The organism is Brevundimonas sp. (assembly GCF_031082345.1).
Taxonomy (GTDB): Bacteria; Pseudomonadota; Alphaproteobacteria; order Caulobacterales; family Caulobacteraceae; genus Brevundimonas.
In genome coordinates this window covers 2213-5627 of record NZ_JAVHLH010000194.1, presented here as the reverse complement: position 1 = coordinate 5627, position 3415 = coordinate 2213, and the positions used below count along the sequence as shown (strand labels likewise).

Sequence of the window (3415 nt, the reverse complement as noted above, 5' to 3'; positions counted from 1 at the left end):
CAATGAGCATTCACTGCGAGGCGTCGAAGTCCGCGTGTGACGAACTCGCCCGCACGTTTGCGCGTATGAACGACTTCGAGTTGCCCCAGTAGGGAGATCGTTTCGCTCCCCGTCCTCGACAGCCTCCGCTTCACGTCGCGTTCTTCCAAAGGACCTTCGGCGACCGTCTCCATCCCTTGTCATCCCGGACGCCGCGAATGCGGGGAGCCGGGGCGCTGGACGCTCGCAAAAAATAGCCCTCCCCCTCGACGGGGGAGGGTTGGGAGGGGGTGGAGGCAGGCTGGTTGTCGGAGGGCGCGGCTGGGCTCCGGTCGCCGTTCGACGACGCCTCACACGCCACGTCCTGACGCAGCGTGCCACCACCCCATCCCCCGACCCCTTCCCCGTCGAGGGGAAGGGGAGATGCGTTGCGAATGGCTGCGAGAACGCCTTCGATATCATCCTCCACCTGTTTGGTGCTGAACCGGATCACGCGGTAGCCCTGAGCTCTCAGCCATTCATCACGCTGAAGGTCGCGAACGGCGACTTCCGGCAGATTATGCACCCCACCGTCCACCTCGATCACTAGGCAGGCCCGATGGCAGGCGAAGTCGACGGTGTAGGGGCCGATCGGAGCCTGTCTCCGGAAGCGAACCGAGAGCTTACGGAGGCGTATCCAGAGCTTGTCCTCGGTGCGGGTGGGCGCCGCCCGCAACTTCCGGGCTCGCGCGATCGCCTTGGGCGCGGCCCGGGTGTCGTGGTCGAATCGGTCAAAGCCCTCCCCCTCGACGGGGGAGGGTTGGGTGGGGGTGCTCGCGCCAGCGTGTGCCGGTCAGGCGCGGTAGGGCTCGGTCCGCGCCCTACGCGCCTCGCCCGGTTTCGGCCTGCCTCCACCCCCATCCCCGACCCTTCCCCCGTCGAGGGGGAAGGGAGGGAGAATTCCGGCGCCTGCTGCCTGCTGCCTGCTGCCTGCTGCCTGCTGCCTGCTGCCTAGATGATCGAGGCCGCCTCCTCGAACGCCAACCGCGGCGAGCGCGGGAACAGGTTCTCGTCCGTGCCGTAGCCGAGATTGACGATGAAGTTCGGCTCCACCGTCGTGCCGGCGAAGAATTCGGCCTTCACGCCCTCGGCGTCGAACCCCGACATCGGACCCACATCCAGCCCCAGCGCCCGCGCCGCCAGCAGGAAATAGCCGCCCTGCAACGAGGCGTTGCGGAAGGCCGATTCGCGCCGTCCGGCCTCGTCGGCGAACCAGTCCTTCGCCCCCGGCGCATGCGGGAACAGCTTCGGCAGCTGTTCGTGGAATTCGATGTCCTGACCGATGATCACCGTGACCGGCGCCTGCAGCGTCTTGGCCCGGTTGCCCTCGCTCATCAGCGGGATCAGCCGCGCCTTGGCCTCCGGCGAGGTCACGAACACGAACCGCGCCGGGGTGGCGTTCACCGCCGTCGGGCCGAATTTGGTCAGGTCGTAGAGCTGGCGCAGCAGCGCTTCCGGCACCGGCCGATCCGACCAGGCGTTGCGCGTGCGCGCCTCGGTGAACAGCTGGGCCAGCGCCGCCTCGGACAGCGGGCGGTCGCGAACGAGGGTCGAGTCAAAGGCCATGGGGAATCCTCCTGATCAGTATTAGCAACAGTTGCGAATACGAATTAGGCGCCGCGACGGATCATTCAAGAACACATACTGTTACAGATGCGGCCCGCGACCGTCCGCCGCGCCCTTGCGGCCCCGGGTCGAGGGGGCCTATCTAGGGCCCATGAAAGACCTCAACGCCCTCATGCAGCAGGCCCAGGCGATGCAGCAGAAGCTGCAGGACGCCCAGGCGAAAATGGCCGAGACCACCGCCTCCGGCAGCTCCGGCGGCGGCCTCGTCGCCATCGAGCTGAAGGGCCCCGGCGAGGTCACACGCGTGACGATCGACGACAGCCTGATGGTCCCGGGCGAGACCGAGATCCTCGCCGACCTGATCGTCGCCGCCCATGCCGACGCCAAGCGCAAGCTGGACGAGGTCAACTCCGCCCTGATGCGCGAGGCCGCCGGCCCCATGGCCGGGATGAACATCCCCGGCATGCCCAAGCTGTTCTGAGTCCGGCTCTTCCGGCCGCCGCTGGAAGGTTCATCACAACGGGCACGACGAGTTCACAACGGACACGACGGGGCCGGTGGGCCCGCGGCGCCCTTCAGGGCGGCGCAATCGAATGATTGCGGGCAAGGGCCCGCGAAGGCGACGAACTGCTCGCTCCCGTCGTGTTCGTCGTGCCTTGCGTTGTGGTCGTTGTGATGAACCGCCTTGGTCCGGCGGCCGACCGGATAGGCAACCGTCCTCCCGCCTGATATGCGCCGCCTATGGCTGCTTCCGCCGGACCCGAAATCGAACGGCTGATCTCGCTCCTTGCGAAACTGCCCGGCCTCGGCCCCCGCTCGGCCCGTCGCGCCGCCCTCGCCCTGCTCAAGAAGCGCGAACAACTGCTCGTCCCCCTCGCCGCCTCCCTGCAGGAGACCGCCGACAAGGTCACCTCGTGCAGCGTCTGCGGCGCGCCCGACACCCGCGACCCCTGCTCGATCTGTTCCGACCGCGCCCGCGACAACGGCCTGATCTGCGTCGTCGAGGAGGCCGGCGCCCTGTGGGCCATGGAGCGGTCCGGCGCCTTCCGCGGCAAATACCATGTGCTCGGCGGCCTGCTCTCGGCCCTCGACGGCGTCGGCCCCGACGCCCTCCGCGTCGCCGAGCTGGTCGGCCGGGTCCGCGGCGGCGAGGCCAAGGAGGTCGTCCTCGCCCTGCCCGCCACCGTCGACGGCCAGACCACCGCCCACTACATCGCCGAACGGCTGGCCGGCTCGGGCGTCGAGATCACCTCCCTCGCCCGCGGCGTCCCCGTCGGCGGCGAACTCGACTGGCTCGACGACGGGACGATCATCCAGGCGCTGCGGCAGCGGCGACCGGCCTGAGACCAGGTCCCTTGTCATCCCGGACGCCGCGAATGCGGCGATCCGGGACGCGTCACCACCAGGCACATCCTCCCGGAAGCGGCGTCAGCCGCTATCCGGGAGACAGGCAAGTCTCGCGCGATGACTGCCCGTCTCCCGGACAATCGCGCCGCGATTTCCGGGAGGTCCATACAACAGCGAGCTCCGTCCCGGCTCTCCGCTTCGCTTCGGCCGGGATGACAAGGTCCCTACGTCCGATTCTGACGCAGGCCCGGCGTAGGGTGGCGGCATGACCTGCCCGCGCGACCAACCCCCTGGACCCGGTAGACTCCATCCACTGTCTCCCGCCCCGACAAGGGCGGGGCCGCCCATGGCTGCAACCCCGGCCGCGCGGAGCTTTGGACCGACCGACCCTCGGACGAAGTAGACGAGGTAGACTCCATCCACTGTGGACTCCGCGAGTCTACCTCGGCTGCCGCCATGGCGGCCCCCTCCGACTCCCGCTAAG

General features: G+C 68.7%; 4 protein-coding genes. 2 read left to right on the top strand and 2 right to left on the bottom strand.

The window, feature by feature from the left end:
- Positions 1–130: 130 nt before the first annotated feature.
- Positions 131–712, bottom strand: coding sequence for an endonuclease domain-containing protein (locus tag RDU12_RS11860; protein ID WP_308684764.1), 582 nt, complete (start codon positions 710–712; stop codon positions 131–133).
- A 257-nt stretch (positions 713–969) separates the two neighbouring features.
- Positions 970–1584, bottom strand: coding sequence for a malonic semialdehyde reductase (locus RDU12_RS11855; RefSeq protein WP_300292675.1), 615 nt, complete (start codon positions 1582–1584; stop codon positions 970–972).
- A 151-nt stretch (positions 1585–1735) separates the two neighbouring features.
- On the opposite strand from RDU12_RS11855, the gene RDU12_RS11850 reads away from it, so the two are divergent.
- Positions 1736–2065 carry a YbaB/EbfC family nucleoid-associated protein gene (locus RDU12_RS11850; protein WP_300292673.1) on the top strand — a complete coding sequence of 110 codons (330 nt, stop codon included), beginning with the start codon at positions 1736–1738 and terminating at the stop codon, positions 2063–2065.
- Positions 2066–2325: 260 nt separating this feature from the next.
- Positions 2326–2928 carry a recombination mediator RecR gene (gene recR, locus RDU12_RS11845; RefSeq protein WP_308684760.1) on the top strand — a complete coding sequence of 201 codons (603 nt, stop codon included), beginning with the start codon at positions 2326–2328 and terminating at the stop codon, positions 2926–2928.
- Positions 2929–3415: the final 487 nt, after the last annotated feature.

What these genes read in the sequence shown, in the direction of transcription:
- RDU12_RS11855 (WP_300292675.1), bottom strand. Translation starts at nt 1,584, where the DNA reads ATGGCCTTTGACTCGACCCTCGTTCGCGACCGCCCGCTGTCCGAGGCG.
- RDU12_RS11850 (WP_300292673.1), top strand. Translation starts at nt 1,736, where the DNA reads ATGAAAGACCTCAACGCCCTCATGCAGCAGGCCCAGGCGATGCAGCAG.
- recR (WP_308684760.1), top strand. Translation starts at nt 2,326, where the DNA reads ATGGCTGCTTCCGCCGGACCCGAAATCGAACGGCTGATCTCGCTCCTT.